This window comes from Pseudonocardia charpentierae (assembly GCF_031845345.1).
In the GTDB taxonomy this organism is placed as follows: Bacteria; Actinomycetota; Actinomycetes; order Mycobacteriales; family Pseudonocardiaceae; genus Pseudonocardia; species Pseudonocardia charpentierae.
This window is the reverse complement of sequence record NZ_JAVREJ010000006.1, coordinates 131,400-157,136: the sequence shown is the minus strand read 5'-3', so window position 1 is coordinate 157,136 and position 25,737 is coordinate 131,400. Positions and strand designations below refer to the sequence as shown.

Sequence of the window (25,737 nt, the reverse complement as noted above, 5' to 3'; positions counted from 1 at the left end):
GCGGTCACGGCATCCGCGGCACGAACGGCAGGTCTTCGCTGTCCGGACCGTCACGCACGATCAGGGCGGTCGACGGCGGGACCTCGTGCCACAGCCCCGGGAGGTCGATCAGCGGCTCGGAGACCACCACCCGCGCCTCGTCCGAGAAGTGCCGGAACCGCTCCTCCGCCGGGAGGAGCAGCCGGATGTCGTGCACCGACGTGCTGACGAACAGGGTGTTGACCTCCGGGCCGCTGGCGTAGCGGACGGCGATGACCTGTTCACCGTCGCTGAGCCCGAGGGTCATCTGCAACGGATGCTCCGTGCCGTGCCGATACCCGGCTGCCTCGATGCACCCGGCCATCCGCTCGAGCGCGCCGAGCGGATCGTCCTCCAGGCCGTAGGTCAGCGCGAGGTAGAACATCACCTCGGAGTCGGTCGAACCCTCGATGTAGGGATAGAGGTCCGGGTCGACCGCCATCGTCAGCTCGCGCCGCAGGTGCGGCCAGTCGGCGATGTAGCCGTTGTGCACGAACAGCCACTTGCCGTGCTTGAACGGGTGACAGTTCGTCTGCTGCACGGGCATGCCGGCACTCGCGGCGCGAACGTGGGCGAGGAACAGCGGTGAGCGGATCTGGGCGCTGAGCTCGCGCAGGTTCTGGTCGCCCCAGGCCGGCAGCGAGCTGCGGAACAGCCCCGGCGCGTCACTGAGCCCGTACCAGCCCAGCCCGAACCCGTCCGCGTTCGCGATGCCCGCATCCGGGCCACTGCTGCGGCTCTGCTCGATCAGCGACCGCCGCGGCTCGTAGAGCAGCTCCTCCGGGCGGATCGGATCCCCGAAGTACGCCAGCCACCGGCACACGTCCGTTCCTCACTTCCCACGTTGTCGTCGAGACGAGGACAAGGCGCGGTCCGGCGGACGACCGGACGGGCCCGCCCGGTTCTCGGTGTCGTCCCTGCGAGGAACTCTGACACGGACGTCGCATACGTCGATCAGGCGGGTAGGTCGGGGTCAGTCTGGTGGCCGGACGAAGTGGCGGACTCCGACCGGGTCTCACCGACACCGACCCCTGAGGTATGTATCGGTTAAGGACTGTGAAGAAGTCGCGTCGCAATACTCTTGTCGGAGGTAATGCCTCGACCTCGCGCGGTGTAAATTCGTGCCCACTCACGATCGCGACACGTGGCGGTCGCGCAACTCGATCAACTGTCCGACGGCGACGTCCAAGCCACAGCAAGGGTGCAGGGTGACGAAGTGGGTGTGAACTCGAGTAGGCGAAAGCCCTCGTCGGACGAACGATGGCCGGCCATGGCGATTCTTCCGAGATTCGAAGTTCCACACCTGACGAATGCAGTGGTGAACTGCCTTGAACGGCAGTCGCGGCGACGGACGTCGGACGACATCGCCGGATGTGTGCTCTACGTCCCGCGCCTCGGTGCGTCGGTGCTTCCACATGTACCTGTTGCCGGTGGGTGGCTCTGCACCTTCGTCGCTGCTGAGTCGGGCGCCCGCCTTCCGGTCGGCGCTGGGGCACTGGCAGACGTCGAATTGAGGGCTGCACTGTCGGTTATGAATCCGTGGTGCCCACACGCCTCGCTCACCGGGCACGAGTTCATCGATGTGTGGACGGTTCGGGTGTGTGACGGGGGCCCGAGGCTCAATCCGCTTCTCGTCTGGGCCATCGCGCAGAGCGCCGACCGACAGACGCTACGCGTTATGACCGGGGGTGAGAACGGCGCCCGATTGAGGTCACGTGCTCATCTGGCCTCGAAGGCAAGTCTGCGAAGTGGGTGTGACCGTCTCGTTGCCCGAGGCTTCCTGGTCAAGCTCTGCACCGAGGATCCTGCGCCCGACTACGGTCTGATCTGTCCGAAGCCGAGGTGGCCGAAGTGACCAGAACCGGTACTACCCGGTGCAGGCCGGCCGCCACATCGGTGTGAGTTGCTGTGCGCCGCCGGGCAACTCGATCGGCCCGCCGATCGGCCGAAACCCGAGCTGCTCGTAGAGCTTCTGGTTGCGTGGGCAGCTCGCCTCCAGGTAGCTCGCGGTACCGGTGGCATCTTGTATCGCAAGTCCGTCGGCCAGCAGTCGTGTGCCGATTCCACGCCTCTGGTGTCCCGGCGCGACAGCGATGAACGGCATGTACCGGTGCTTCTCGCGGCTCGGATGCGCATCATCCATCAGCGCGCTCAAGATGGCGAACCGTTCGGCGTGCACGCCGAGTGCTCGGCGCATTCGTTCGTCGAATACCGCCGCCGCGTCATCGTCAGGATCCTCTGCAGGATCGACCGACAACCATAAGGCGACACCGCGGCCGGTGTCGGTCGTGTACACCTCACCAGACTCGAACGCCAGATCAAGGAACAGTGTGAAGAAGCGGCGCTGGGTACTTTCTCGCGACTGCTCATCCGGGAAAAGCCAGATGCTGACGGGGTCCTGGTCGAACGCCGCCGCCATGAGCTTCGCCAAGGCATCGCGCTGGCCGGGCTCCGCGCGGACAACCCGGAGGGGGTGGTCATTGCCAAACTCAGCCACCCGAGGCCCTCTCCTCCGTACCGGCTCGCGCCGCTCGGCGGCCGCCACCTGAAGCCGAGCCACTGCCTAGAAGGGACGCGACAGGCTCGGCAGCGCCACCGGCTCCTCGTCCTCCGGCGCCATCGCGGTGCGTCCGATGCCCCTGTAGACATCCGGGCGGCGGGTCCGCAGGAACGAGCCCCAGATCGCCCCCGCCACACCGGCGAGCAGCACCAGTCCGGGGAGGATCCAGCGCAGCGGCGACGTCGGGTCAGTGCCGAGCAGCGCGTCGAAATTGGCGACAATCAGCAGCACGAGAGCGAGCAGGACGATGGTGGCTGCTCCGGGGGCAACAAGCCGCTGCCAAGCGGTGGCCGCGCGCGGATGGTTCCGGAAGTACCCCACAACGGCGGCGGACGTACCCGCCATCAGCAGCACGACGCCGATCGCGGCCATGCCGCTCAACCAGGTGAACAGCTGCAGGATGGGGTCGGAGCCCGCCAGGACGAACACCAGCAGGACGACCGCAGCGAGCAGCGACTGGCCCAGGGAGCCGGCGACCGGGGCCCCGGAGCGGGTGCCGACCCGGCTGAGGCCCGAGGGCAGAACCTCCTCGCGTCCCAGGGCGAACAAGTAGCGGGCAACGCCGTTGTGGAAGCTCAGCAGGGCGGCGAAGACGCTGGTCAGGAAGAGCACGTTGGCGATGTCGGCGACAACTGGGCTCCAGTGCTCCGCGAGGGCACCAAACACCAGACCGGGACCGTTCTCGGTGGCCGCAGCCTGCAGGTTCTCCGGGCCGACGGTCACGGTCATGGCCCACGCTGACAGCGCGTAGAACAATCCGGTGAACGCCAGCGCCACGAACGTCGCGCGGGCGACGGTCACCCGCGGATTGCGGCACTCCTCGCTGTAGATCGCGCCCGACTCGAACCCCACGAACGCGGCGATGCCGAAGGCGAAGACCGCACCGACGCCCGGCCCGAACAGTGCCGACGGCGAGAGACCTTCTGTCGTGATCGTGCCACCCGCGGGGTGGCCGAACGCCCCGATGTCGTAGAGCACCACCGCGATAATCTCCAGCACCAACAGGACGGCGAGCACCGACGCGTTGAGGTCGACACGCAACACCCCGAGGAAACCGACGAGCACCAGCGCCGCGAAGCCCCACACGTACCAGGGCAGTTCGATGCCGAGGCTCGACGCTGCGAAGTCGGCGAAGCCGGCGCCGAAGAGCCCGTACAACCCGATCTGGATGGTGTTGTAGGAGATCAGAGCAACGAACGCGCCCGCCACGCCCCAGACAGGGCCCAAGCCCTTGGCCAGGTACGAGTAGAACGCGCCCGCGTTGGCCACGTGCCGGCTCATCGCTGCGTAGCCCACGGCGAACAGGGCCAGCGCCAGAGCCAGGATGAGGAACGACAGCGGTACGCCGGCGTTACCTGTCACGGCGAGCGTCGTGGTGACGCCACCTCCGAGCACGGTGAGCGGCGCGGACGCGGCGACCGTGAAGAACACGAGGTGGATCACGCCGAGGCGCCGCCGACGCAGCTGTGGGACCGACTGGTGAAGCGAGGGCATGACACTCCTGGTGCGGGAGACGGCGATTCGACCGCAGAAGGTACTGCACTGCCGTGGTCTCTCGGTCCGCTCGTCGGCAATCTCTCAAGAACCATTAATGCGATCATGGAGCTTTGTCGTACTTGTCGGAGAATTCGCACTCTAAGTAGTTGATTGAACACCGTATGTCATCAGACCTCTTTCGGGTGTTCAGGATGATTGTCGGTTGTGGAGGGGTCTTACTATCGCGACGCACGCTCCGACCCGCAGGACCACCAGGACGACGGGGAACCGTATGGACCGCCACTGGCTCGCCGCCGACTTCTTTTTGATCGCCCACGACGAGTTCTCCGGCAAGCTGCGGATCAGCCTCGAACTGTTGTGTTGCGGGCTCGTCGGCGGCCAGCTCGCTGACTTGATCGTGGCAAACCGGCTGGCGGTGGAAGGCGGGCGCGTACTGGTCACCGACGACCGGAGCGAGGCCCGCGACGAGGTCGGTGACTACGTCGTCGAGAGCATTTCGCGCCAGACCAGCACGCATTCGGTTCGGGTGTGGGTGGAAACCTTGCAGGAGGTGCTCTACGAGCTCATCGGCCGCCGACTGATCAACGACGGCGTCGTCCGCCGAGAGCAGGGTGGCCGCCAGCTCATGCGCAGGCGTCCCGACCGGTTCCCCGCCACCGACCTGCTGGCCGCCGCCCGTCCGCGGCTGCGCCTCGAGCACATGCTGCGGACACCGCAGGAGTTCGACCTGCCCGGTGCAATCCTCGCGGTACTGGTCGGTGCAGTCGGTGTGGAGACCGTTCTCGATCCCGAGATCGACCGGACGGCGGCCCGCGAGCTGATGACCCGGCTCGAGGAGAACTTTCCGGCCGATCTGCGGGCATTGATCGAGGGTGTGCGAGCGGCAGCGGTGGCTGTGTCGCTCACGGTCCGTCGCTGATTCCGACGGTCTTGTCCTCAGCGCTCACTAGGCGTGGCAGGAGCTACCGGCGCTCGGCGGCACGTCCAGGGTCGGGTTGCGGTCGAAGAACCCATGCGGCCGCAGGACGAAACCGCACGTGTCGACCGGCATGACCGGCCAGTCCTCCGGGCGCGGGACGTGTGTGACACCGAACGTGTGCCACAGCACCACGTCCTCGCCGTCCAGTCCGCGGTCGCCCACCGTCCACGCCGGTATGCCGGCGCCGCCCGGGTTCTGGTTGACGAACTCGCCCGCCGGATAGCGCTCGTCCTCCGCGTACCGCGTCACCCACAGGTGCTTCGTCGCGAAGGCCGCACGCCGGGCGATCGACGAGCCTGGGTCGGCCAAAAGCGTCGGCTGCTCCTGCGGCCGCAGCACGTAGGCCACTGGGCGGCCGAGCCGGTTCGTCCGCTCGGGGTTCTCGATGCGCCATGACCGAGCCAGCGATGCGTCTGCCAGCCGGCCGCCCTCGGCTTCGGAGGCGATCCGGGTGACCGTGCGTCCGAAGGCGTTGCCGTAGGCGTTGGCCGGCCCGCTGGGCACGCGTCGCACATCGACCTCGTCGACGGCGTTGCGTATCCCGTCGACGGTCATGTCCAGCCGCGCGCAGAACAGATGCTGGTGGTACGGCGCGCCGAGGCCCGGTGCGACCTCGGTCAACCAGTCGGCGACCTTCTCGTCGTACGCCGCGGTGAACAGCACGCCGGTGGCCTTGACCTCGAGCTCGATCGTGCCGTCGAGGTAGAGGTACCAGTAGAAGCCGTAGTCGTAATTGCCGACGGTGACGAAGAACGAGATCACCAGCCGCCGCTGCCGCCGGGTCTGCGCCGAGCCGGTGAAGAGGTCGGTGTGCTTCCAGAGCACCCCGAAGTCCTCCTCGTGCATGCAGACCGCGTTCGGCACGGTGCGCGGCTCGCCCGCGGAGTCAGCCAGCACCGCGTCGAAGTAGTGGATGTGGCCCACGCAGTCGCAGCCCAGCTCCAGCGAGTTGACCTGCTGGCCGAGCAGGTACTCGCCCGCGTCGAAGTAGTTCTGCCAGAACCGCACCGGGCCGGGGTCGCCGTAGGGCACCACCATCTCGGCCACCGACGCGCGGTAGACGATCGGTCGTTCGTGCATCGCGAGCTGGTGCAGCACGAGGCCCTCGCGGGCGTCGAACCCGAGGCGGAACGTCCACCCCTCCCATGTCACCACGTCACCGTCGACCTGGAAGCTCGGACCCTCGGGCTGGGTGATCTCGATGGGGCGCTGTGAGGTGCGGTCCGGGCCGACGAACGCGGCGTCGTCGAAGTTGCCCTCCTCGACCGGCACAGGCACGACGCCGGCATCGACGATCTCGACGACCTCGCGCGTCACCAGGTCCACGTACGCGACGACGCCGTCGATCGGGTGCGCCCACGGGTGGTCCGACGGGCGGTGCTGCAGGAACGACAGCACGCGAAGCAGCCGCCGACCTTCCTCGCCCGGCAGGTCGAACGCACCAGCGGACAGCGGGCAGGCGCACACCAGATCGAGATCGGTGACACCGCGGCGGGCCATCGCGTCGCGCCATCCGGCGTCGCCCTTGACGATCGCATCGACGAGCTCGAATTCCTCGAGCATGATCGGTGGCTGCCCGTCGACGAGCGGGTCGAGGTCGGTGACGTCGTCGACCTGCTTGCGAGTCACCGACACGACGGCAGAGCGCGACGACCCGGTAGCGGTGTCGAGCAGTACCGCGCGGACCCGCCGATCGAAGTCCGTGCCTGGGGTGAAGGCGAGCACCTCGGCCTTGGGTGGCTCCTCGAGGGCGAGCACCGGGAGTCGCACCGAGTCGCCCAGCAGCTTCGAGTCGCGCAGGACGTCGGCAGCGGTTCGGATCTCGTCGGCGGTGAGGCGGTCCAACGGGTGGCCCACCGCCGTCTGTGCGCGCTCGCCTATGTGCAGGTCGGTCATCGTGTCCCTTCGGGTCCGGTCCGGCCGTGACCGAGCCGGATCGACTTCGACACTAACAATGCGTCTCCGACATTTCCGACCTGATCTTTGCCGCGCTTCTTCTCACTTGGAGTGACTGCTCGGTGACGACGCGTTCGTCTACCGGCATTATCTCGGGTACGCGAGACAGGGCTGGCGCACTGTTACTCTCCGCATTTCCGAGGTCGGGTCGCGGCCGTGTGTACGAGGAGGCCGACAATGCCGCCACGGCGAAACGGGAACTCGCACGATCCACTCGCGGGGTCGTTGTTCCTGCTGCAGAGCGCAATGCTCGACCGCAGTCGCGAGGGAGTCACACGTGCGTCACTTGAGGCTGCGAACGCAGTGGCAGCGGCCTACTGGCGGTCCGGGCGGCACGCCGAGGCGCGGGACCTCCTCGAACGCATCCTCGCCGACTGCCGGGCCGTGCTCGGGCCGCGGGACCCGGACACGTTGGTGGTCGAGGGCAACCTCGCAGTCACCCATGTCTGCTTGGAAAGCTACGAGCTCGGGCTGACGATGCTGGTGACCAACGTCGAGACGCGGAGTTCGGTGTTCGGCGACGCCCATCCACACACGCTGGTCGCTCGCCATGCGCTCGCGACCGCTTACCACACGGCGGACCTGCTGCCCGAGGCGCTCGCGTTGTTCGCCGGTGTGGCCGCCCAGCGGGCCCGCACTCTGGGCCCCGCACACCCGGACTCACTAACGTCGCGGATCGGCCTCGCACTCGCGCGGATCGACTCCGGCGACGGCGCGGGTGCTGTCTCGGTGCTCTCGGCCGCGCTGCAGGATGCGGAGCAGTCGGTCGGCCCGCTCGACGAGCTGACGGTGACGATCCGCAGCAACCTCGCCCACGGCCACGCGGCACTCGGACGCGCCGATCTGGCGCACGCCCAGCTCGAGCGGGCCGCGACCGACTGTCAGACCCTCCTGGGCGCGAACCACCCCGACACCATCGCCTTGCGGACGGATCTCGCACTGCTGGTGCGGGAGGGCGTCGGGCCGGTGGCGTCGGCTGAGGCCTGAGACGCAAGCAGGGTGGCGGTCCGGCCTCGCGACGAGGGCACTCGCACACGAGGCCGGACTGCCCTGGGCTGGTCCGGGTGTGGAGGGGACAACACCCGGGCGGCCCAAGTCCCGGGCGCGAGGCCCGCAGACGACGCGACACTACCCGTCAGTACTAGGTGATGTCACTTAGGTGTACCGGACCGGGTAGGCCGTCGCCCGTTCGTCCGAACGGGGTCACGGTGCGTCATTCCCCGTCGGTCAGTCCGTGCTCCACGGCGTACCGGGCGGCGGCGGTCCGTGAGCGCACTCCGAGCTTGCGGTAGAGCGTCCGGAGGTGTGCCTCCACCGTCCGCGGGCTGAGCTGCAGCCTCTCGCCGATCTCGACGGTGGTCAGGGCGGCGGCGAGCAGCCGGAGGATCTCGGCCTGCCGGGGGCTGAGCACCACGCCGTTGTGGGCTGGTGAAGCGCTCGGCCTGTGAGCCGGCGCGCGGGGGTCGGCCCACATGTAGCCGGGGTCCGGGCAGGTGGCGACGACCCGCTCGGCCTCCTCGCGGTGCTCGCGAGCCGCGGCCTCCCGGCCGAGGCGGTCCTCGGCCATCGCCAGCGCCGTGAGCACCTCCGCGACCTCCACCCGCAGGCCGCCGCGCTGCACCAGTTCGAGCGCGCGCCGGAAGAGGCCGACGGCCTTCCGTTGCCTCCCGGTGTGCAGCGCGACCCAGCCCTGCGCCGCCCGCAGGGTGGCGGTGTTGAAGTGTTCGACGAGCCCGTTCTGCTCTGCGACCGCTTCGGCGCTGGCGGCGAGACGGGCCGCTTCTTCCAGGCGCCCGCCGAGCGCCGCCTGCAGCGCCCGCAGCCCGCGGGCAGCCACCACGGCCAGCGGTTCGCCGCGGTCCTCCGCCACGGACTCGGCCTCGACGAGGGTGGCCCACGAGGCATCCGCCTCACCGGTCCGGAAGCGGGCGACACCCAGCGCGAGCAGCATGAAACCGCTCGGCGCTCCGGCGCCGGCCGGAAACAGGCGCAACGCCTCATCGACGTGCCGCCGGCTCGCCGCGAACTCACCCGCGAAGATCGCCGCGGCCCACCGCAACATCGCGATCTCGATGCGGGCCGCCGTCGTCTCGCCCGGAGTGAGTTGCGGACGGCCGGGAGTCGGGGAGTCGAGGGCCCGCTCGGCGGCCGCGGCCCACGAGACGATCTCGTGCGGACGTCCGGTGTGCGCACCGGTGAGCGCGCGGGCGGCGGCGAGCCGCGGGTCGGCGCGGCAGACGTCGTCCCCGAGCGTGCGGAACCAGCTCAGCGCGGTTTGGACCTGCCCGATCCGGGTGAGCACGGGAGCGTGCCGGGCCACCAGCGCTGCCGTCAGCTCCGGGTCGTCGCCCGCGAGCGCGTGCCGGACCGCGGCCACCGGCTGGTCGTGCGCCGCCAACCATTGCGCGGCCCGCGTGTGCATTTGCGGCACGAGGTCGGGCTCGGTCCGGGCGAGGTCGTCGCGCAGTACCTCGGCGAAGAGATGGTGGAAGCGGAACCAGTCGCCGCGGACGTCGAGCGGGACGACGAACAGCTGCTCACGCTCGGCCCGGGCCAGCAGGTCCGCGGCGTCCGGCTGTCCGGTGACGGCGACGGCGAGGTCGGCGCGGAAGGCGTCGAGGATCGCCGTGCGGCGCAGCACCCGGCGCAGGTCGTCGGGGAGTGGTCGGAGCACCTCGCCGCGCAGGTAGTCGACGAGGTGCCGGGCGCGTTCGTCGTCCGGTCCGGCCGTGGCCAGCGGCGAGGGTCCGGAGGGGGCGGTCGCCGAGTGCCCGCGCCGCGACAGCACGCCCAGGTGCACCCCGATGATCCAGCCCTCGGTGCGGGCGTGGAGGCGGGTGGCGTCGCCAGGAGCCCAGACAGTGCCCGTCGCGTCGGCCTCGGCGGCGAGCAGCTCGGCGCTCTCCGCGGCGGACAGCCGCAGGTCCTCGACGCCGAGCTCGGCGACTCGGCCCTGCCCACGCAGCCGAGCCAGCGGCAGCGGTGGTTCGGTCCGGCTCACGAGCACCAGGCGCAGCGTGGCCGGCAAGTGGGTGACGAGGAGCGCGACGCCGCGGTGCACCTCGGCTGAGTCGGCCAGGTGGTAGTCGTCGACGACGAGGGTGACGGGCGCGTCGAGTGCGGCGAGCTCGTCGAGCAAGGCCGGCACCACGTCGGTCGCGGTCGAGGTGCCGGGCGCGCCGAGCAGCTGCGCGGAGCGGCTGATGAGTCCGGGCACCACGCCGTCGAGGGCGGCGACGACACCACCCCAGAACCGGACGGGGTCGGAGTCGGTCGCGTCGACGGAGAACCAGGCCGCCGGACCCGGCTCGGCCCGGACCCACGACGCCACCAGCGTCGTCTTGCCCCACCCCGCCCCCGCGACGACCAGGGTGAGCCGGCCGGGAGCCGAAACGGCGCCCAGCCGGTCGGTCAGGGAGGTGCGGGGGAGGGCGTGCGGCCGTGGAGGAGGCGCGACCAGCTGGGTGCGCAGCACGGTGCGTCGCGGGCCCGGACGCGCCGCGGCGGAACCGTTCACCTCCGGTCGCCCTCCGTTCCCCCGTTGACCGGCGATGATCGTATCCGAGCGCGTCTGCGCGGGAGGGGCTCCTGCGCCCGGGGTGGCCACGGAGACCGGGGATGATCCGCCCGTACCCTGCCCGGATGCTGCGCAGGGTGCCCCGGCCGACGTTCGGTCCGCTGACCGGGCGCCGGTCGCGGGAGCGGGCGCGGCAGGCCGCCCCGGCCGCGCTCGCCAGGCTGGGCGGTCCGCACGCTGCCGGATGGCGGCTCGGCGGGCCGTTCGAGGGTCGCGGCGACACCAACGTCTTCGCCGTCGAGGCAGGCGACTGCAGCCCCGCACTGCTCAAGGCGACGGGGAGCCGGCAGGGACGGCTGCAGCTGGAGCGGCAGGTCCAGGTCCTCGCCGCCCTGCACCAGGACCCGCGGCTCGGCCCGTGGGCACAGCTGGTGCCGCGCACCCTGGGCGTCGGTGACGTCGACGGCCTGTACTTCGTCCTCGAGTCGCGGCTGCCCGGTGCGGACTCGCGGCGGCTGCCCGAGCCGGAGCGTGAGCGGGTGATCCCGATGGCGCTGGAGACGCTCGCCGAGCTGTACGCCCGCACCCGCACCGTCGCCGCGATGGACACCGCGACCGTCGACCGGTGGGTCCGCGAACCGGCCGCACAGGTGCGGGCCGTCGTCCGCGGCACCCACCGCGACGCCCTCGACGCCCTTGCAGCGCGGCTCGTCGCCGAGCTGTCCGGGCGGACGCTGGCCCGTGCCTGGGCGCACGGCGACTACAACCAGACCAACGTGCTGGTCGACCGGGGCCGGGTGAGTGGGGTCGTCGACTGGACCGAGGCCGAACCCGACGGCCTGGTCGGTGCGGACGTAGTCACGTTGCTGGTGTTCCAGCGGATCCTCGCCGGTACAGAGCTCGGGCCCGTCCTGCTCGAGTGGTTGGCCGACCCGTCTCCGGTCGCCGGCGTGGTGGCGGCGATGCAGCGGGCGGGAGCGGGGGAGGAGCTCGACGTCCGGACGATGCTGCTGCTGAGCTGGTTGCGCCACGTCGGGGGCAACCTGTCGCACTCCACCCGGTACGCGGCCAACCCGATTTGGATGCACCGCAACGTCCGGACGGTCCTCGCGGGGATCTAGTCTTTCGACGTGTCGCAACCCCGCGAGGTTCTCACCTGGGAAATCTTCGGCTCCGCCTCCCGTGAGCTGGCCGAGCAGGTGGCCGCGAGCGGCTACCGCCCGAATCTCATCTTCTCCATCGCCCGGGGCGGCCTCTTCGTCGCCGGCGCGCTCGGCTACGCCCTCGACGTGAAGAACCTGCACGTGGCGAACGTGGAGTTCTACACGGGGGTGGACGAGCGGCTCCCCCTGCCGATCATGTTGCCGCCCGTACCCGACCTGGTCGACATGGCCGAGGCGCGCGTGTTGATCACGGACGACGTGGCCGACACCGGCGCGACGCTGAAGCTGGTCCGGGACTTCTGCGCCGACCGGGTGGCGGAGGTGCGGTGCGCGGTGGTCTACGAGAAGCCGCGCAGCGAAGTCCGGTGCGAGTACGTCTGGCGGCGGACCGACCTGTGGATCAACTTCCCGTGGTCGACGCTGCCACCGGTCACGAACGGCAGCGGCGTCCGCGACGCCTGACCGCTAGATGCTCGCCGGGGTGCCACCCACAGCCGATCGCAGTGCCGGCACCGCGATGTCGAGTGCGTACGGCAGGCTCAGCGGGCTGCCGAAGCCTAATGCGCCCGCGAACGGCGTCGAGAAGTCGCCGAGGTACGCCACGCGGCCGTCGCGCACCACCCGCAGCGCCGCGAGCTGCTGGTCCGCCTCGGCGGCGGCCCGGCTCTCGCCGAGGACGACCAGCACGTCCTTGTCGAGCTCACCGAGCAGCTCCCTGCTCAGCGTGGTCGACGTGGCGGGCAGCGTGAACCCGAGGTCGGTGAACAGCTGCGTGCGCAGGTCGTCCGTGCCCAGCGCCTAGGTCTCGCCTCCGACGACGAACCCGGCGGCCAGCGTCTTCCCGGCGTACTCCGGGTTGGCCGCCCTGGCCTCGGCGAAGCGGCCCTCGGTGTCCGCGACGACCTGCTCGGCACGCTCGGTCAGGCCCAGCGCCCGTCCGGTGATCCGCGTCTGCTCCTGCCAGGTCGCCGCCACGGTCTCCGACGGCGGGGCGACGGTCGGGGCGATCCCGCTCAGTCGCTCGTACGTGGCGCGGTCGATGAACGAGTACACGTCGAGGATGACGTCCGGCTGCAGTGCGGCGATCTTCTCCAGCTCGAGCTCGTTGCCGCCGACGACCTCCGGTGTGGCTCCGCCGAGGGCCTCCTGCGCCCACGGCCGCGACTTCTCGGCGTACTCGCCGACGAAGTCCCGGACCCCGACCGGGACGACCCCGAGCGCGAGGGCGAAGTCGGCCTCCGCGGCGGCCCGTTGCGGTCGATCGTTATCAAAGGGGTTACGGCCAGACGGGGCGCGCGAGGACCGCCGACGGTTACTGTCCGCCCGTGACGGCGCCGCTGGACGTGCCCGAGTCGACGACGCAGACCCTGGCGCCCGTCGCCGGGCCCGGTGCCGTCGCGGGGCGGTCGCCGTGGCAGATCGCCTGGACGCGGCTCAAGCGCGACAAGGTCGCCCTCGCCGGCGGCGTCGTCGTCCTGCTCCTGGTGCTGGTCGCGCTGTGTGCGCCGCTGATCGTCAGGCTGCTCGGGCACCCGCCGCTGGAGTTCCACTACGAGAAGGTCGACCCCGACCTGCAGGTCCCCACCGGCCGGTTCGGCGGGATGGACGGCGAGTTCCTGTTCGGGGCGGAGCCGGTCAACGGCCGTGACATCTTCAGCCGCATCGTCTACGGCTCCCGGATCTCCCTGCTCATCGCGTTCCTGGCCACGGTGCTCTCCACCGTGCTCGGCACCGTCGCCGGCGTGACGGCGGGCTACTTCGGCGGCTGGGTCGACACGCTGATCAGCCGGATCATGGACGTCTTCCTCGCGTTCCCGATCCTGCTGTTCGCGATCGCGCTCGCCGGCGTCGTGCCGGACCAGGCGTTCGGCCTGCAGGGCGACACGCTGCGGATCCTGCTGATCGTGTTCATCACGGGATTCGTCAACTGGCCCTACATCGGCCGGATCGTGCGCGGCCAGGCGCTGGCGCTGCGCGAGCGCGAGTTCGTCGACGCCGCACGCAGCATGGGGGCGAGCACGCCCCGGATCCTGGTCACCGAGATGCTGCCGAACCTGTTCGCGCCGATCCTGGTCTACACGACGCTGCTGATCCCGACGAACATCCTGTTCGAGGCGGCGCTGTCGTTCCTCGGGGTCGGCGTCCGCCCGCCCACCCCGACCTGGGGCGGGATGCTGTCGGACGCCACGCACTGGTACCAGATCGCCCCGCACTTCATGCTGTGGCCGGGCTTGGCGATCTTCGTGACCGTGCTCGCCTTCAACCTGTTCGGTGACGGGCTCCGCGACGCCCTGGACCCCCGGTCGCGCTGACGTTTCGAGGAAGGGTGGAGATGAGGAGAACCAGGAAGAACCCCCGGCGGCTCACGGCGCTCGCGCTGGGCGCGGTCGCCGCGGTGGCGCTGGCCGCCTGTGGTGGGCCGAGCACCACGGGCTCCGGCAGCGGCGGCGGCACCGGTGGTGGCGCGGGTGGGACGGCCGACGCGGGCGGGATCCACAACCCGTCCGACGCCACCGGCGGCACGATCCGGATGGCCAACTCCGGCGACTGGGACTCGCTCGACCCGGCCGACACCTACTACGCCTACGCGTGGAACTTCGTACGGCTCTACGGGCGCTCGCTGATGATGTTCAAGTCCGCTCCCGGCCAGGAGGGCGCCACACTCGTGCCGGACCTCGCGGAGAGTGCCGGCACCCCGAACGCCGACTCCACGCAGTGGACCTACACGCTGCGTCAGGGCGTGAAGTTCGAGGACGGCACCCCCGTCACCAGCAAGGACGTCAAGTACGCCGTCGAGCGGTCGCTGGACAAGACGACGTTCCCCAACGGGCCCACCTACTTCAACGACTTCCTGGACCTGCAGGGCTACACCTCGCCGTACCAGGACTCGAGCCCGGACAAGCTGGGTCTGAAGGCGATCGACACCCCCGACGACCGGACGATCGTGTTCAAGCTGTCGAAGCCGTTCAGCGGTTTCGACTACTTCGCCCAGCTCCCGGCGACGATCCCGGTGCCCCAGGCCAAGGACACGGGCTCGAAGTACAAGGAGCACGTGGTCTCCACGGGCCCGTACATGTTCGAGACCAACGACCTGGGCAAGAGCTTCGCGATGGTCCGCAACCCCAACTGGGACCAGGCCACCGATCCCAACCGCAAGCCGCTGCCCGACCGCATCGAGGTCGCGCTCAACGTCAACTCCGACGACATCGACAACCGGCTCATCGCCGGTGACCTCGACGTCCAGATCGAGGGTTCCGGCGTCGGTCCGGCCGCGCAGGGGCGGATCCTCGCCGACCAGAACCTCAAGGCGAGCACCGACAACGCGCTGCTGGCCCGCAGCTGGTTCACCAACGTCAACGGCGAGGTCGCGCCGTTGGACAACATCCACTGCCGGATCGCCGTGCAGTACGCGGTCGACCGGACCGGCTACCAGCGCGCCTACGGCGGCGCCACGGGCGGCGACATCGCCACCAACCTCATGCCCCCGGTCATTCCGGGCGCCGAGCAGTTCGACCTCTACCCGTCGGCCGGCAACACCGGTGACCTGGCGAAGGCCAAGGACGAGCTGAACCAGTGCGGCCAGCCGAACGGGTTCACCACGGGCATCTCCTACCGGGCCGAGCGGCCGAAGGAGAAGGCCACCGCCGAGGCGCTGCAGCAGTCGCTGCAGCGGGTCGGGATCAACCTGGAGATCAAGCCCTATCCGCTGGTCGACTACCTCAAGCTCTACGCGGGCAAGCCCGACTTCGCCAAGGCGAACAACCTCGGGCTGATGGTGTACGGGTGGGGTGCCGACTGGCCCGACGGTTTCGGGTTCCTCTCGCAGATCGTCGACAGCCGGGTCATCCGCGACACCGGCGGCAACTCGAACCTGTCGGTGCGCGACCCGGCCGTCGACGCGCTGGTCGACAAGGCCGTGACGACGGGCGACGATGCGTCGCGCCAGAAGGCGTGGGTGGACGTCGACCGCAAGGTGATGGAAGACGCGTACATCATCCCGGGCATCTGGGCGAAGGGCCTGCTCTACCGCCCGGCGAACCTGACGAACGTGTTCATCACCAACGGGTTCCAGATGTACGACTACCTGGCGATGGGAACGACTCGCAAATGATTCGGCACGGAAGTAGGTGAGGGCGTGGGCGGCCCCTGCACGGGGGCCGTCCGGCCACAGCGATGCTGGTCTACGTCGTCCGCCGCCTCCTCGCGGCGGTGGTCCTGCTGCTCGTCGTCACGGCGGCGACGTTCGCGATCTTCTTCCTTGTCCCGCGGCTGGCGGGCGCGACGCCAGAGAGCCTGGCGTCGCGCTACGTCGGCCGTACCGCGGACGAGGCGACGATGCGCGCCATCGCGACGAAGCTCGGGTTCTTCGATCCCGTGTACGTCCAGTACGGCCGGTTCCTGCGCCAGCTCGTGTTCGGCGCGGACTTCAGCACCGGCCCGACCACCGTGCACTGCCCGGCGCCGTGCCTGGGCTACTCGTTCCTGACCCAGAACCCGGTGCTGCCCGACATCATCGACCGACTGCCCGTGACGATGTCGCTGGCCGCCGGCGCCGCGGTGCTCTGGCTGACGAGCGGAGTCGCGATCGGGGTGCTCTCGGCCCTGCGCCGCGGCTCGGTGTTCGACAGGGCGGCGATGAGCGTCGCCCTGACCGGGGTGTCGTTGCCGATCTTCTTCACCGGCCTGCTGTCGCTGTCGATCTTCAGTTACGGGCTGGGGATCACGGCGCCTGGCGGCAGCTACACCCGTATCGAGGACAACCCGCTGCTGTGGGCCTACGACCTGCTGCTGCCCTGGATCACGCTGGCGTTCCTGTACTCGGCGGCGTACGCCCGGCTCACCCGCGCCGGGATGCTCGACACGATGGGGGAGGACTTCATCCGTACCGCGCGCGCGAAGGGCCTGCCCGAGCGGACCGTGGTCGTCAAGCACGGGCTGCGGGCGGCGCTGACCCCGATCCTGACACTGTTCGGCCTGGACCTCGGGCTGCTGCTCGGCGGGGCGATCCTCACCGAGAGCACGTTCTCGCTGCCGGGGATCGGCAAGTACTCCGTCGACGCGGTCGTGAACAACGACCTGCCCAAGGTGCTGGGGGTCGTGATCGTCGGCAGCCTGTTCATCATCGTGGCCAACCTCGTGGTCGACCTGCTGTACGCCGTGGTCGACCCCCGGGTGCGGACGCGATGAGCGGCGACAAAGGGTTCCGCGTCCGCCAGGAAGGCCACCTTCCTGTCACGTGGCGCCCTGAAGGTGGCCTTCCTGACATCCCAGCGGAGTCGACGGCGCGGCCGTTCCTCGACGTCCGGGACCTGCGCGTGCGGTTCAGCACCGACGACGGCGTGGTCAAGGCCGTCGACGGGCTGTCGTTCTCCCTCGAGCGCGGCTCTCGGCTGGGGATCGTGGGGGAGTCGGGCTCGGGCAAGAGCGTGAGCAGTCTCGCGATCATGGGGTTGCACCGGCAGGCGCAGATCACCGGCGAGATCTGGCTCGGTGGCGAGCAGCTCGTGGGGGCGGATCCCGAGCGGGTGCGGAGCCTGCGAGGGCGCCGGATGGCGATGATCTTCCAGGACCCGCTGTCGGCCCTGCACCCCTATTACACGGTGGGCGCGCAGATCGTCGAGGCGTACCGGCTGCACCACCCCGAGGCCTCGAAGAAGGCGGCGCGGGCACACGCCGTCGACCTGCTCGGGCGCGTCGGGATCCCGCAGCCGTCGTCGCGAGTCGACGACCACCCGCACAACTTCTCGGGCGGCATGCGGCAGCGCGCAATGATCGCGATGGCCCTCGCGAACGACCCGGACCTGCTGATCGCGGACGAACCGACGACAGCGCTCGACGTCACCGTGCAGGCGCAGATCCTCGACCTGATCCTGGACCTGCAGGCCGAGTTCGACTCGGCGGTCATGCTGATCACGCACGACCTGGGCGTGGTGGCCGAGGTCGCCGACGACATCCTCGTGATGTACGCCGGGCGCGGCGTCGAGTACGGCCCGGCGACGGAGGTGTTCAGCGCTCCCGCGCATCCCTACACCTGGGGCCTGCTCGAGTCGGTGCCGCGCTTCGACCGGGAACGGGAGAGCCGGCTCGTGCCGATCCCCGGCAGCCCGCCGAGCCTGCTCGACCCACCGTCGGGGTGCCCGTTCCACCCCCGCTGCCGCTACCGCGGGCTCACCGACGGACTGGCCGAGACCGAGCGCCCCGAGCTGCACGACGTCGGGCCCGGGCACCGCGTGGCCTGTCACCTCGACGACGCCGAGCGCCGCCGGATCGTCGACGAGGAGGTGGCGGCATGGCTGTGACGGACTCCGCGCCGGTCGATCCGGCCCCGTCGACCGATCGCAGCCCGCTCCTCACCGCGACCGGGCTGGAGAAGCACTTCCCGGTGCGCCGGGGGCTGCTGCAGCGCCAGGTCGGGGCGGTGCGGGCGGTCGACGGCCTCGACTTCGAGGTGCTCCGCGGGGAGACGCTGTCGCTGGTGGGGGAGTCGGGCTGCGGCAAGACCACCACGGGCCGGCTGATCACCCGGTTGCTGGAACCGACGGGCGGTCGGGTCGAATTCGAGGGCCGCGACATCACCCACAGCTCCGTGCGCGCGCTACGCCCGCTGCGTCGCGACATCGCGATGGTGTTCCAGGACCCCTACTCGGCGCTCAACCCGCGGCACACGATCGGCACGATCGTCGCCGCCCCGTACCGCATCCAGGGCATCGAGCCGCCCGGCGGCGTCAAGGCCGCGGTGCAGGACCTGCTGTCGCGGGTGGGGCTCAACCCCGAGCACTACAACCGCTACCCGCACGAGTTCTCGGGCGGACAGCGCCAGCGGATCGGGATCGCCCGCACCCTGGCCCTGCGGCCGAAGCTGATCGTGGCGGACGAGCCGGTGTCGGCGCTGGACGTCTCGATCCAGGCGCAAGTGGTGAACCTGCTGGAGGACCTGCAGGCCGACCTCGGCCTCACCTACGTCCTCATCGCCCACGACCTCTCGGTGGTGCGCCACGTGAGCGACCGGGTGGCGGTGATGTACCTCGGCAAGATCGTCGAGATCGGTGGGCGGGACGCCGTCTACGACACGCCGATGCATCCCTACACCGTCGCCCTGCTCTCCGCGGTGCCGCGCCCCGACCCACGGCGGCAGGCGAAGCGGACGCGGATCCTGCTGACCGGCGACGTCCCGAGCCCGCTGAACCCGCCGCCGGCCTGCCGCTTCCACACCCGGTGCTGGAAGGCGCAGGAGGTGTGCCGGACCGACGAACCGCCGCTGGCGGAGCTGGCTCCGGGCCACCGCGTGGCGTGCCACTTCCCGGAGAACGCGCCGAGCGGAACGTCTGGCGGCTCCGGACCCGACTGACGACCCCGCTCGGTTGGACGCCACGACCGTCGGGCACTCCGCGGCATGGTCGTGCCGCTCGCCGAGATCTCGTCCTCGCCCGTCCCGGGTGCCGAGATCTGCCCGAAGCGCATGCACTACGGCCCGTGCGGCGGGGTGCGCGACGACCTGAGCTGCGAACTCGGCGACCGCCCGTGCCCGTTCGCGACCGCCCCCCTGCCCCCGTGGATCGGTGGCGAGCCCGCCCCTGCGCCACCGCTGCGTCCCGACGGACTGCTCGACCGTGCCCGCACCCGGCCGGTGGTGCTCACCGACCTCTCGGTCACGCCCTACGCGCCGGACTCGGTACGCCGGGTCGTGGGCGTGCTCGCCGACTCGTCGGACGCACTGCTCATCGGCGAGCACCAGAGCACGCCGGACCTGCCACCGACGCTGTTCGCCGCCGAGGTCCTCGCCGCCGGGGGCCGCCCGTGGACCACGCTGACCTGCCGCGACCGCAACCGGGTCGTGCTCGAGCAGGAGATCATGGGACTCGCCGCGGTCGGGGTCGAGGGCGTGCTGTGCGCGACGGGTGACGTCCGTGCGCCGGGGGTGCGTCCCGGCGTCACGCAGGTCTTCGATCTCGACGGCACCCGGCTCGCCGCCATCGCCTCCGCCGCGGGGCTGGTCGCCACCGTTCCGGAGGCGCCGGAGGCCGCACCGCGGCACCTGCGACCCGCGCGGGTGGCGACCAAGCAGCGCGCCGGAGCGCGCCTGTGCGTGCTCAACCACGCCGGCAGCCCGGCGGCGGTCGCCCGCTTCGTCGCCGAGGCGCGGGAGGCCGGGGCGACGCTGCCGTTCGTCGCGGGCGTCGCGGTCTACACCGACGAGCGCTCGGCCCGCGTCCTGCAGGCCTTCCCGGGGCTGCACCTCGACGGCACCGTGGTCGAGGCTGTGCTTGCGGCAGCGGACCCGATGGCGGCGGGCATCGCCGCGGCGGTCGACGAGGCGCGGGCCCTGCTCGCGATCCCCGGAGTCGTGGGCGTCAACCTGTCCGGGCTGGCGTCGGCGCGCGGCGAGGTGGCGGGCGCGGAGGTGAAGGCCGCGATCGCGGAGCGGATCCACGCCGAACACGATCAGCCACGTTGATCGTGCGGGGCCTCAGCGCGGCCGCCGGGGCCGTTTTCGTCCCGGACGATCAGCCCGGTTGATCGTGTGGGGCCTCAGCGCGGCCGCCGGGGCCGTTTTCGTCCCGCACGATCAGCCCGGTTGATCGTGCGGGGCCTCAGCCCGGCCGCCGCCGGGGCCGGTTTCGCCCCGGACGATCAGGGTGGGCAGGGTGAGCTGAGCCGGGGAAGGGGAACAGGCCCGACATGACCGCGTCCGAGCAGACCGTGCCCGACGAGACCGACGCCCACGACGTCGCCGCCCAGGAGATCGAGTTCGACCTGCTCGCGGGCTGGACCGAGGACGCCGTGCGGGAACTCGGCCCCGAGTACGCCATCCCCGCCGGCTGCCGGGGCAGCGGCAGCCCGTCGGACCTGGCCTGGCTCGCCGAGGCGCTGGTGATCGGCCGGGAGACCCGGGTCGTCGACGTCGGTTCGGGAGTCGGCGGCCCGGCCGGCTGGCTCGCCGACCACTTCGGCGCGCAGCCGGTGTGCGTGGAGCCGATGCGCAGCGCTGCGGCGGCCGGGCGGCGGCTGTTCGGCCTGCCCACGGTCGTCGCGGGCGCGGAGGCCCTGCCGCTGCGGTCCGGTGCGTTCGACGCGGTGCAGTCTCTCGGCGTGCTGTGCACGGTCCCGCGGCCGCAGCGCCCGGCCGTCGTCCGGGAACTGCGCCGGGTCCTGCGGGCCGAGGGCGACCTGGGTCTGCTCGTCTTCGTCGCGCGTGGTCCGCTGCCCGGTCCGCTGCCCGAGGGCAACGACTTCCCGACCGAGGAGGCGCTGACGGAGCTCCTCGAGGGCGCCGGGTTCACGGTGGTGCAGAGCATGGAGTCCGACGGGCTCGCGCAGGCGCCCGTGGCCTGGCAGGAGCGGGCCGACGCCGTCGACGACCTGCTGGCCCGCCACCACGGCGACGATCCGCGCTGGCAGCGTGCGCAGGAGCAGACGGAGCGGATCTCGCGGCTCATCGGTGGCGGCCACGTCCGTCCGCTGCTCGTCCATGCCCGCGCCGCCGGGTGAACGCGGTGGGCCGCATCTTCGTGAGCTACCGCCGGGCGGACGACCCGTTCGGCGCGGGACTGGTCGCTGCCGTCCTGCGGGACCGGTTCGGCGAGGACGGGGTCTTCCTCGACACCTGGGTGCTGAACCGGCGCGGGGACCCGAAGAGCGGGCTGTGCCGGGGGCTCGACGGGAGCGCGGCGGTCGTGGCGTTGATCGGCCGACGGTGGGAGGAGCGGCTCGTGGAGCGGGCGCGCGACGCGACGTCGCCCGACTGGGTCGCGTGGGAGTTGCGGGAGGCGGCGCGCAGGACGCTTCCGGTGATCCCGGTCTTCCTGCGCCGGTCACCCCTGCTGGGGACCGGCGTTCCCGACGACCTGTCGCGCATCCTCCCGCGTGAGACGGCGGTCGCCGTGCGCCAGGGATCGCTCCGCAGCGACACCGAGCGCCTCGTCGAGGTGGTCGTCGCCCACAGCGGCGGAGCGGTATCGCCGCGCCCGGCCGGCGTGACGCTGAGCGAAGAACTGGATCCGGCCACGGTCGCGATCGGCGTCGACGCGATGCTGCGGCACGTCGTCCCCGTCCCTCAGCAACGCATGGGCAACCGGCAGCTGCTCGTCACCACCTGCGCAACCGTGCTCGGCCGCCAGGACTGGCTGCGTCACGTGAGCGCCGGCGCGTCGCCCGACGGCCCGTCCGGATCGGGAATCGTCGTGGCGACCGAGGCAGCGGTGACCGTGGCGAACCTGGACGAGAGGTTCGCCGTCGTCGACCGCCCGTCGGTCACCCTCGGCCGAGGACCGGACGACCTGGAGAGCGTCGACGTGCGGCGCCGCAAGCGACTCCTCGTCCGGTCGGTGGCCGACCTGCGACTGAACCGCCGGAACGGCACCCACCTCGACGTGCAGGGGCTCTTCGCCGGAGCCGCCGACGACCTGCTCGACAACCTGCCGGCCTCCGTCGCGGTGCGGTCCGACGGCTGACCGGCCGGCTCAGGCGGGTCCGCGCAGGAACGGGTCCGACAGCGCCGGGGGCACGTAGCCCGCGTCGCCGGCCGCGATCGTCACGCCCGGCGGGACGATCTCGTCGATCGCGTCGAGGACGTCGGCCGACAGCGTGACGTCCGCCGCCCCGGGCTGCGACTCCAGCTGCTCCATCGTGCGCGGCCCGATGATCGGCGCCGTCACGGCCGGGTGGGCCAGGGTGAACGCCAGCGCCAGATGGATCAGCGAAAGACCGGACTTGTCGGCCAGCTCCGCCAGCGCGTCGGCGGCGTCGACCCCTCTCAGATCACCTCCGACTCGCCCTGGCTGTAGACGTCGGCGGTGTCGATGAAGTTGATGTCGTTGTCGAGCGCGGTGGATGATCCCGACCGACGTGTCGTTACGGCAGCACGATGCTGTAGGAGAAGTCGCCGCCGTCGGGCGCCACGATCTCCAGGTCGTCGGTCAGCACCCGGTGCAGGCGGAGCGAGTCGGCCGTCGGCGCATCCGCCGGCGTGATGACCCCGTCCGAGAACCGACAGCCCGGACCCAGGTCGAGGCGCACCGACAACCCGTCGTCGTTGGTGACGGTGGCGCTGCGCCCGTCCGCGGCCACCGTGTGTCGCTGCCGGTGGCCGTCCAGGGCCGCCGCGAGCAGGTCGACGCAGAACTCGTTGGCGACGCGGTGACCCGGCTCGGTGCCCTCGTACGAGATCTGCACTGTTCGGCCGTCGAGGGCGATGGTCTTGCGGAACTCGCCGAACTCGCCGACATCGTGGAGCACGATCCCGCGCTCCCCGGCGAGCTTCGCGTCGCGGTCGGCGGCGAGCAGCCGGTCGAGGGTCGCGACGGTGGCGGGCGGCGCCTCGCCGGTGCCGGGCCCGTACGCGAAGGTCACCGAGAGCGGGTCGGCGCCGGACACCTCGTCGTAGAGGTTGAAGTTGTCCGGGTAGTAGAGGTCGAAGCCGCGGTCGTTGGGCGGCCGGGAACCGATGGTGCCCCGGCTGGCCTCGACGTCGCAGGCCACGTAACCGTGGTTCGGGCTCCAGACGGTGTTCTGCAGCACCAGGCCGTCGCACTCCACGCCGCTGTCGCCGGCCCAGTCGACATCGACGAACTGGTAGGCCTTCGACGTGCCGCTCACCGAGACGGGGCGCCCGCCGACCATCGCGAACAGGTGCGTGATCCGGCCGCCGTTGCGGTCGGCGACGACCAGCGCGTGCTCGTTGTAGAGCACGACGTTCGTGAGCGGGTCGTGGTCCCACTGCAGCCCGGCCCGGTCCGCGCGCCACCACGTCGGAACGGCCCCGGGGACACCCGCCTGCGCGACCGCCGCCACCACCGGGCCGTCGTCGCGGTGCGTTCCCGTGCCGCCGTCGCGCACCCATCGTGCCCAGTGGCGCGCGGCCAGGTAGACGTGCGCGTTGCGCAGCTGCAGCGACTCGGCGGCGACGAAGTTCTCGCAGTGGTCGAACCCGTCGTTGTCCGGTTCGATCCGCGGCCGCTTCGACCACTGCGACTCGTGCAGACACATCAGGAAGTAGAGGCGGGCGAGCAGCAGCAGCTCGTCGGCGTCGTCCGGGTCGTCGGGTCGGCACCGGTCGATCGCCTGCTCGGCCCGGTCGGACATCGCGCGCAGCGTCTCCCCGAGCCACACCGCGTTCGTGTCGGCCCAGGCCGCGTACCAGGTGTCGTAGGCCAGCCCGTTGTCGTGGCCCTCGGCGGCGGGATTCGGGAGCCTCCACTGCTCCTCGATGTAGGGGTCGCTGGCCCGGACCAGGTCCAGCTCGCCGACGACGTCGTCGTCGGTCAGGTCGTCCGTGGTCACGACCTCGACCCACGGGTGGGCCGCCAGCCACGACAGCACCGCCTGGTAGCGGAAGTTGTTGGCGGCGCGGGTGTCGTAGCCCCCGTCGAACCAGCCGTTGCCGCTGGCCTTGTCCGCGTCGTCGCTGTAGACGAGCAGGTTGCGCGCGTGCACCACCGGCGCGCTCGCCATCTCCAGGAACTTGCACCGGATCGACTGTGCGGGCTTGCCGCGGTCCGCCGTGTCGCCGTCGGCCGCGAACAGGCCGTCCTTCATCTCGCGGTCGATGAACAGCACCTTCGTGCCGCTGCGCCGGTCGCGCCACACGTACTGCCAGTTCAGCCAGCGCCCGTCGTGCATCGCCCCCATCGGCGGCTTCGCGTCGGCGACCGCCGTGTTGCCCGGTGTCTCCACCGCCCCGTCGGGCACCGCGCCCTGCCCGGTACCGGCGTCGACGACGACGTACTCCATGCCCGCCGACCGCAGCGCCCCCGCGACGTTGTCCTTGCAGGTGGTCAGCCGCTGGTCGGGGTAGTAGACGGGCCGGGCCGCGCCGAGCACCTGCTCCAGGACCCGGGCTCCGAAGCGGATGGCGTCGACGTTCGTGTCGGCCGTGTAGTAGGGCAGGCGGTGGGCGCCGTAGCCCGCGACGACGGGCACGAGCAGGCCGGCCTGCACGTCGCGGCGCAGCGCGTCGACGTCGTCGGGGCAGTCGTGGGCGAGCAGGGTGGCCAGGCCGCCGTTCATCGCCCACATCTGCGGGATCCGGTAGCGGCGGTGCGCGTCGATCGTGAACGCGTAGCCGTCGCCGACCGAGTTCTCCTCGCTGCCGGGCCGGCTGCTGTAGCTCGCCGCCTCGTCGCGCATCGTCAGGCGGGTGTAGCTGCGTGGCGGCTGGTAGTCGTCGTCCGGCGTGGCGAACAGGTCGTTGAGGCCCTGGATGGCGAAGTTCACGAAAATCACGCGAGCGGTGCCGACGTCGACCCGGCCGGCCGGGTCGACGGTGACGGGGTCGCCGCCGCGGTACCGGACGGTCACCGGGGGCGGTGTCGCGCCGTCGGCCGGCACCGCGAACGTCACCGAGTCCGCGGCGACGTCGACCAGCGGCACGGTCGGGTAGCGGCCGGCAGGCAGGTCGATCACGGTGTCGCCCACCTGCACGACCAGGTCGGCGCGCTCGGGCGGCCCGTCGGCGCCGAGGTCGGCCACGTCGATCCGGAACTGGTCCAGCGCGGCGTCCCGCCGGTGGTGCAGCACCCACGCCCGGCCTGCCTGGAACGTGCCGGGGCTGTGGATCCGCCGGACCTCGTCGCGGGTGAAGCGCGGGTCGACGGCGTGCAGGGTCCGCGGCCCGCTCACGAGCGTCTCGGACCGGCCGCCGCCGCTCACGGTGACCGACAGCGCGTACGTCACCGTCGCGCCCGGCCGCACGCCCGGCACGCGGCACTCCAGGTACACCGCGCGCCCGGCGCGGATGTCGTCGTCGTGCAGCCCGGCGTAGTAAGGCAGGTGGTCGAAGGTGAACACGCCCGTCCGCGCCATCCGCTCGCGGATCGCGTCGGCCAGCCCGTCGCGCAGCCGCCGGCTGCGCACCCGCGACCCCCACGACCGCCCGTCCACCTCGACGTCGAGGTCCCAGCCGGTGACCGTCCGAGCCGGGTCGTCGAGGTCGACGCGGAACGGCAACAGCACGTCCAGCGTCGATGTCCCGGCTGTTGCAAGGACCACACGTGGGAGACTCTCGGTGGTGGCGTGGGCGATCGTCAGCGGCATCGCGGCTCCTCGGGCA

General features: G+C 71.1%; 20 protein-coding genes and 1 pseudogene. 12 read left to right on the top strand and 9 right to left on the bottom strand.

Annotated features, from left to right (window positions below; genetic code table 11):
• Positions 1-4 precede the first annotated feature (4 nt).
• The 3 genes from RM445_RS11420 to RM445_RS11410 form a co-directional block, all read right to left on the bottom strand.
• Positions 5-841, bottom strand: coding sequence for a class II glutamine amidotransferase (locus RM445_RS11420; RefSeq protein ID WP_311556157.1), 837 nt, complete (start codon positions 839-841; stop codon positions 5-7).
• Between the two features lie 1,044 nt (positions 842-1,885).
• Entirely contained in the window at positions 1,886-2,515 is a 630-nt protein-coding gene (locus RM445_RS11415) for a GNAT family N-acetyltransferase (RefSeq protein WP_311556156.1), read from the bottom strand.
• 66 nt (positions 2,516-2,581) lie between these two features.
• Positions 2,582-4,072, bottom strand: coding sequence for an APC family permease (locus tag RM445_RS11410; RefSeq protein WP_311556155.1), 1,491 nt, complete (start codon positions 4,070-4,072; stop codon positions 2,582-2,584).
• Positions 4,073-4,346: 274 nt separating this feature from the next.
• On the opposite strand from RM445_RS11410, the gene RM445_RS11405 reads away from it, so the two are divergent.
• Positions 4,347-4,994: a GOLPH3/VPS74 family protein gene (locus RM445_RS11405; RefSeq protein WP_311556154.1), complete on the top strand. Its 648-nt coding sequence runs from the start codon at positions 4,347-4,349 to the stop codon at positions 4,992-4,994.
• Positions 4,995-5,021: 27 nt separating this feature from the next.
• Here RM445_RS11405 and RM445_RS11400 read toward each other — a convergent pair whose 3' ends face one another.
• Positions 5,022-6,950 carry a primary-amine oxidase gene (locus RM445_RS11400; protein ID WP_311556153.1) on the bottom strand — a complete coding sequence of 643 codons (1,929 nt, stop codon included), beginning with the start codon at positions 6,948-6,950 and terminating at the stop codon, positions 5,022-5,024.
• Between the two features lie 237 nt (positions 6,951-7,187).
• Here RM445_RS11400 and RM445_RS11395 point away from each other — a divergent pair, with 237 nt between their 5' ends.
• The gene (locus RM445_RS11395; protein ID WP_311556152.1) at positions 7,188-7,997 is read left to right on the top strand and encodes a tetratricopeptide repeat protein; all 810 of its coding nucleotides are present in this window, start codon (positions 7,188-7,190) and stop codon (positions 7,995-7,997) included.
• A 226-nt stretch (positions 7,998-8,223) separates the two neighbouring features.
• Here RM445_RS11395 and RM445_RS11390 read toward each other — a convergent pair whose 3' ends face one another.
• Complete coding sequence (locus RM445_RS11390) at positions 8,224-10,527, bottom strand: helix-turn-helix transcriptional regulator (RefSeq protein WP_311556151.1); 2,304 nt, start codon at positions 10,525-10,527, stop codon at positions 8,224-8,226.
• 125 nt (positions 10,528-10,652) lie between these two features.
• On the opposite strand from RM445_RS11390, the gene RM445_RS11385 reads away from it, so the two are divergent.
• Entirely contained in the window at positions 10,653-11,648 is a 996-nt protein-coding gene (locus RM445_RS11385) for an aminoglycoside phosphotransferase family protein (protein WP_311556150.1), read from the top strand.
• Between the two features lie 9 nt (positions 11,649-11,657).
• Positions 11,658-12,152 (top strand): phosphoribosyltransferase, encoded by a 495-nt coding sequence (locus tag RM445_RS11380; RefSeq protein WP_311556149.1) that lies wholly within the window; start codon positions 11,658-11,660, stop codon positions 12,150-12,152.
• 3 nt (positions 12,153-12,155) lie between these two features.
• On the opposite strand, the gene RM445_RS11375 is transcribed toward RM445_RS11380, so the two are convergent.
• Together RM445_RS11375 and RM445_RS11370 are read right to left on the bottom strand one after the other, a co-directional pair.
• Complete coding sequence (locus RM445_RS11375; protein WP_311556148.1) at positions 12,156-12,377, bottom strand: hypothetical protein; 222 nt, start codon at positions 12,375-12,377, stop codon at positions 12,156-12,158.
• A 111-nt stretch (positions 12,378-12,488) separates the two neighbouring features.
• Positions 12,489-12,866 (bottom strand): annotated as a pseudogene (locus tag RM445_RS11370) (ABC transporter substrate-binding protein); the annotation flags it as partial.
• A gap of 149 nt (positions 12,867-13,015) precedes the next feature.
• On the opposite strand from RM445_RS11370, the gene RM445_RS11365 reads away from it, so the two are divergent.
• The 8 genes from RM445_RS11365 (at position 13,016) to RM445_RS11330 (ending at position 22,141) form a co-directional block, all read left to right on the top strand.
• Positions 13,016-14,002, top strand: a complete 987-nt coding sequence (locus tag RM445_RS11365) for an ABC transporter permease (RefSeq protein WP_311556147.1) — start codon at positions 13,016-13,018, stop codon at positions 14,000-14,002.
• Positions 14,003-14,022: 20 nt separating this feature from the next.
• Positions 14,023-15,801, top strand: coding sequence for an ABC transporter substrate-binding protein (locus RM445_RS11360; RefSeq protein WP_311556146.1), 1,779 nt, complete (start codon positions 14,023-14,025; stop codon positions 15,799-15,801).
• A 62-nt stretch (positions 15,802-15,863) separates the two neighbouring features.
• Positions 15,864-16,877, top strand: a complete 1,014-nt coding sequence (locus tag RM445_RS11355) for an ABC transporter permease (protein ID WP_311556145.1) — start codon at positions 15,864-15,866, stop codon at positions 16,875-16,877.
• Entirely contained in the window at positions 16,874-17,989 is a 1,116-nt protein-coding gene (locus tag RM445_RS11350) for an ABC transporter ATP-binding protein (protein WP_311556144.1), read from the top strand. Before RM445_RS11355 ends, RM445_RS11350 begins: the two co-directional genes overlap by 4 nt.
• On the top strand, positions 17,980-19,038 hold the full coding sequence (locus RM445_RS11345; protein WP_311556143.1) for an ABC transporter ATP-binding protein: 1,059 nt from the start codon (positions 17,980-17,982) through the stop codon (positions 19,036-19,038). The genes RM445_RS11350 and RM445_RS11345 overlap by 10 nt, the downstream gene beginning before the upstream one ends.
• 45 nt (positions 19,039-19,083) lie before the next feature.
• The gene (locus RM445_RS11340) at positions 19,084-20,145 is read left to right on the top strand and encodes a methylenetetrahydrofolate reductase (RefSeq protein ID WP_311556142.1); all 1,062 of its coding nucleotides are present in this window, start codon (positions 19,084-19,086) and stop codon (positions 20,143-20,145) included.
• Between the two features lie 224 nt (positions 20,146-20,369).
• Complete coding sequence (locus tag RM445_RS11335; protein WP_311556141.1) at positions 20,370-21,179, top strand: class I SAM-dependent methyltransferase; 810 nt, start codon at positions 20,370-20,372, stop codon at positions 21,177-21,179.
• A gap of 5 nt (positions 21,180-21,184) precedes the next feature.
• Positions 21,185-22,141, top strand: a complete 957-nt coding sequence (locus RM445_RS11330) for a toll/interleukin-1 receptor domain-containing protein (protein WP_311556140.1) — start codon at positions 21,185-21,187, stop codon at positions 22,139-22,141.
• Positions 22,142-22,150: 9 nt separating this feature from the next.
• Here RM445_RS11330 and RM445_RS11325 read toward each other — a convergent pair whose 3' ends face one another.
• Together RM445_RS11325 and RM445_RS11320 are read right to left on the bottom strand one after the other, a co-directional pair.
• The gene (locus tag RM445_RS11325) at positions 22,151-22,447 is read right to left on the bottom strand and encodes an aldo/keto reductase (RefSeq protein ID WP_311556257.1); all 297 of its coding nucleotides are present in this window, start codon (positions 22,445-22,447) and stop codon (positions 22,151-22,153) included.
• Between the two features lie 94 nt (positions 22,448-22,541).
• Positions 22,542-25,721: a hypothetical protein gene (locus RM445_RS11320; RefSeq protein ID WP_311556139.1), complete on the bottom strand. Its 3,180-nt coding sequence runs from the start codon at positions 25,719-25,721 to the stop codon at positions 22,542-22,544.
• Between the last annotated feature and the right edge of the window lie 16 nt (positions 25,722-25,737).

Coding starts and splice junctions, on each gene's coding strand:
- RM445_RS11405 (WP_311556154.1), top strand. CDS start 4,347: ATGGACCGCCACTGGCTCGCCGCCGACTTCTTTTTGATCGCCCACGAC.
- RM445_RS11320 (WP_311556139.1), bottom strand. CDS start 25,721: ATGCCGCTGACGATCGCCCACGCCACCACCGAGAGTCTCCCACGTGTG.
- RM445_RS11395 (WP_311556152.1), top strand. CDS start 7,188: ATGCCGCCACGGCGAAACGGGAACTCGCACGATCCACTCGCGGGGTCG.
- RM445_RS11345 (WP_311556143.1), top strand. CDS start 17,980: ATGGCTGTGACGGACTCCGCGCCGGTCGATCCGGCCCCGTCGACCGAT.
- RM445_RS11350 (WP_311556144.1), top strand. CDS start 16,874: ATGAGCGGCGACAAAGGGTTCCGCGTCCGCCAGGAAGGCCACCTTCCT.
- RM445_RS11360 (WP_311556146.1), top strand. CDS start 14,023: ATGAGGAGAACCAGGAAGAACCCCCGGCGGCTCACGGCGCTCGCGCTG.
- RM445_RS11385 (WP_311556150.1), top strand. CDS start 10,653: ATGCTGCGCAGGGTGCCCCGGCCGACGTTCGGTCCGCTGACCGGGCGC.
- RM445_RS11410 (WP_311556155.1), bottom strand. CDS start 4,072: ATGCCCTCGCTTCACCAGTCGGTCCCACAGCTGCGTCGGCGGCGCCTC.
- RM445_RS11355 (WP_311556145.1), top strand. CDS start 15,864: ATGCTGGTCTACGTCGTCCGCCGCCTCCTCGCGGCGGTGGTCCTGCTG.
- RM445_RS11400 (WP_311556153.1), bottom strand. CDS start 6,950: ATGACCGACCTGCACATAGGCGAGCGCGCACAGACGGCGGTGGGCCAC.
- RM445_RS11335 (WP_311556141.1), top strand. CDS start 20,370: ATGACCGCGTCCGAGCAGACCGTGCCCGACGAGACCGACGCCCACGAC.
- RM445_RS11340 (WP_311556142.1), top strand. CDS start 19,084: ATGGTCGTGCCGCTCGCCGAGATCTCGTCCTCGCCCGTCCCGGGTGCC.